Origin of the sequence: Nitrososphaera sp., from assembly GCF_050748925.1 — an archaeon.
Lineage (GTDB): Archaea > Thermoproteota > Nitrososphaeria > Nitrososphaerales > Nitrososphaeraceae > Nitrososphaera.
The window spans coordinates 1-3,596 of the sequence record NZ_JBOGQF010000161.1 but is presented as its reverse complement, the minus strand read 5'-3'; the positions used below and the strand labels follow the sequence as shown (position 1 = coordinate 3,596).

Sequence of the window (3,596 nt, the reverse complement as noted above, 5' to 3'; positions counted from 1 at the left end):
CGAACACTCTTTATATAAGGGGCGACGGCACTTCGGAATCCTCCGGCGACGTCGTGCGCTACTACATATCCGACCCGGAAGGAAAGAAAGAGTGGAAGAACTTTGAATTTACGATGTACAGCATGAGGGTGAGCGAGGTCGAGCCGCCCTCCTACGCCGGCTTTGCGGTCCAGGGGCGCACGGGCCCGGGCCACACCGAGAACGCCGGGACCAATCCCGAAGGCTATCCAATCCAGTGCGACGGGAGCAGCTACTCTGCGGCCATCCGGTACCACGGCTCTGTCGACTTTAAAAAAGAGATACACTGGCCCACCTACACAAAAGAAAACCCCCTCCTGATGCTCTATCCTGACGGCGTGCCCAAAAACCAGTGGATAGGCATGAAATACGTCGTCTACAACGTCAACGGGGGCCAGGACGTCAAGATGGAGCTGTGGGTCGATGAAACAAACGGCAGGGCCGGCGGCGACTGGAAAAAAGTAATGGAATACGTGGACAGGGGCGGCTGGGCGATATCATCAGACGAGCCGGCGGCGCTGTGCGGCTACTCTGCCGATGAAAAGCTGCTCGAGGGCGGGCCGGCCATAATCATCAGAAACGACGGGGTAGAGAGGCAGCTATACAAGAACGTGAGCATCAGGGAGATTGCAGTCGCGCCGGCGATGGACGCAACGTAAATTAGCCGCACATTTTTACACCCGCGTCATCTGTAGGAGCTTTATGTTACATTTACAGGAGACTAAGTTATCCTGTGCGCTTCCATAAGCGCTTTAAATGATCTTATTCGCGAACTCAAGAATTGAAAATGGGACTCAATTCACATAGGCAAAATGCAATTCTGGGAATTGCATTTGCGGCTATACTGGCGGCTTCTGGCGCGCTTCCGTCTTTGATGACGGCAGGTGTCGCCTACGCAGCGCCGGCAAACCTTACCGTGAATGCAAATTCTACTAGCGGTGCCGTGCTCAACATGCAGGCTACCATCCAGTCGGGTGGCAGCACTGTAGGTTCGGGATTCACGCCACTTAGCATCACAGGTAACACAGGAACTACATACACGATAACTCCAAGCGACTACAGCGGCATCACCTTTGCCCGGTGGGAAGACGGAAGCACCACGCGGACAAGGAGCCTGACGCTCAACTCTGCGACCTCTATCACTGCCATCTACAACACGGGCACAAGCGCCTCTGCGCTTTCATGCGCGCCGCTGACGGTGACAGGCTGGATTGCCAACGCCGACGACGGCAACAAGCCGGTAAACACCCTTGACAATAACCTCTCGACCAGATGGTCGAACCTGGGCAAGGGGTCGTGGATAAGGTACGACCTTGGGCAGAGCCAGACCGTCTGCGACCTTGACGTAGCGTGGTTCAAGGGCAACGAGCGGCAAAACAACTTTGTAGTGTCGGTATCGCAGGACGACAAGACATACACAAACGTATACGCCGGCAAGAGCAGCGGAACGACGCTGAACCAGGAAGACTACAACATTCCTGACACGGCGGCAAGGTATGTCAAGATAACCGTCAACGGCAACACCATCAACGACTGGGCAAGCATTACCGAGGTAGATATCTCGGGCTCTGCATCGTCTACTCCTCCGCCCGCACCAACGACATATGCGCTCACAGTAAAGTCAGCCGACATGGCAGGCAGCACAATCACCGGCTACCAGACAACCATTAACGAGGGAAGCGCCACGGTCAAGACGGGCTTTACGACCCTGACACACACCGGCAAGGCCGGCGCGACATACAGCGCGACAGTGTCTGACTATGGGAACATGGTGTTTGACCACTGGAACGACGGTAGTACCGCAAGGACAAGGACGCTGACCCTCAATGCAGACACTACCATAACCGCGCACTTCAAGAGCGCTACTACTACAACGCCAACCCCGCCACCGGCAGGCTCGACGACGGACGCGTTCGGAGTAAAGATGCTCTACCCGACCAAGAGCGCCGGCGAAGCATGGGCCATGAACATGAATTCTGCGACGAGCGATTCAAGGTTCGATCCCAAGAACACCATAACCAAGAACTCGGACGGCTCGTGGAAGATGACGTCTTCGCAAGTAAGGATGAACGTCTTTACGTCCAGCGGATACCACCCTGAAAGGATCACCACGTACAACCAGGCAGCCATGGCTACAAAGGGATACATGCAGGACGCCAAAGACTGGAGGAACGTCGAAATCACGGGCTTTGTGAAGGTGAACGCTGCATCGTCGGACAACTTTTCCTGGTACGGAAGGAGTGGCAAGCACACAGACTCTAACGGCGGCTGCGAAGGCACGGCGTACAAGGGCCGACTGTTCTACGACGGAAAGGCCGGCTTTGCAAAAGAGCAGCAGCATGCTGACGGGTACTCCTTCACCCCCGAGTCGCAGGCCACCAGCTCGCTCTTTGGAAGATGGGTCGGCTTCAAGACTGTGATGTACAACAACGCGCAGGGCAACGTGATCCTGCAGAACTGGATCAACGAAAACGCCGACGGGGTCACCTGGAAGAAAGTGAATGAAAAGATAGACAGCACCGGATGGGGAAGCGACGGCGACATGTGCGGCGGCACCCCTGATCAAAAGATATCGTGGGGAGGCCCCATCGTGACCTTCAGGTGGGATTCGGCAAGCAACGTCGACTTCAAGTGGCTGAGCGTAAGGGAAATACAGCCTCCAACATAGAGAAACCGCGTGGATTTTTTTAGCCACGCCCTCTACTTTTTTCTCTTTATGCATGCACAGCGTTACCATTTGGTCACTTTGATGACTTCAAACGCCTCCGCGTATTTCGTGTTCGCCTGGTATCCCCTGTACGCGCACCTGCCAACCACCGCGTCTATCCACAGGTGGCCTCCGCGTATCTTTTGCGACTCAAAGACGTTCAGCGCGTCCACCTTGCTTTCGATGAAATCCTTGATGTCAACAAACAGCTGGGGCCGAAACGGCTTTTCCGTCACGCCCCCCGGTATGGTCGTTTCGTACATGAACAGGTTGGACATATCACGGGCAGCTGCCATCACCGCTTTCGTGAGGATGTAGTGGTCCTGGTGAGAGTCTCCTATCCATTGCGTAAAGACCGCCTCCGGCTTGTATTCAGTCATCAGCTTGTCAATCTTGGTGACCAGGTTCCTGCTAAAGGCGACTTCGTCTGGGGAGAGGTCGAGAAAAATCGGCGCCTTTACGCCCATCGTCTTGGCCGACATTATAGCCTCCTGGCGGCGCTGCTCCTTTTTGTCAATGTCGGTAAAGTTTGGGAGGGTCATTATGACGAGCCTGACGTCGTACTCGCCTTTTGGGAACTTGGCGACGGTCCCGCCCATGCCGATCTCGATGTCGTCAGGGTGGGCGCCAAACACCAGGATCGATTTTTTCCCGTTGCCTCCGTTGTTATTGTTTTGGCTGTTGGCGGCAGTCTTTTGCGGTTTGGTGGCGGCTGCAAGCATGCTGGGTAAACCCGCCTGCCTACGCTTCGGCTACCATCGGCCCGACCGGCCTGCCTGCAATGTGCCTTCTGTATTCGAGGTCTATTTTTTTGGCGGCATCTATTATGCTCGTTTCAAGCACGTTTCTGGTCAGGGTGAGGAACATCAGG

The 3,596-nt window shown here is 55.3% G+C and carries 3 protein-coding genes; 2 read left to right on the top strand and 1 reads right to left on the bottom strand.

The window, feature by feature from the left end:
• Positions 1–677: hypothetical protein (locus ACREAY_RS10640; protein ID WP_431755747.1), on the top strand; the 677-nt coding region annotated here is incomplete at its 5' end.
• Positions 678–892: 215 nt separating this feature from the next.
• Entirely contained in the window at positions 893–2,686 is a 1,794-nt protein-coding gene (locus ACREAY_RS10635; protein ID WP_431755748.1) for a discoidin domain-containing protein, read from the top strand.
• A gap of 62 nt (positions 2,687–2,748) precedes the next feature.
• Here the strand turns inward: ACREAY_RS10635 and ACREAY_RS10630 are convergent, their stop codons facing one another.
• On the bottom strand, positions 2,749–3,447 hold the full coding sequence (locus ACREAY_RS10630) for a PIG-L deacetylase family protein (RefSeq protein ID WP_431755746.1): 699 nt from the start codon (positions 3,445–3,447) through the stop codon (positions 2,749–2,751).
• Positions 3,448–3,596: the final 149 nt, after the last annotated feature.

What these genes read in the sequence shown, in the direction of transcription:
- ACREAY_RS10635 (WP_431755748.1), top strand. Translation starts at nt 893, where the DNA reads ATGACGGCAGGTGTCGCCTACGCAGCGCCGGCAAACCTTACCGTGAAT.
- ACREAY_RS10630 (WP_431755746.1), bottom strand. Translation starts at nt 3,447, where the DNA reads ATGCTTGCAGCCGCCACCAAACCGCAAAAGACTGCCGCCAACAGCCAA.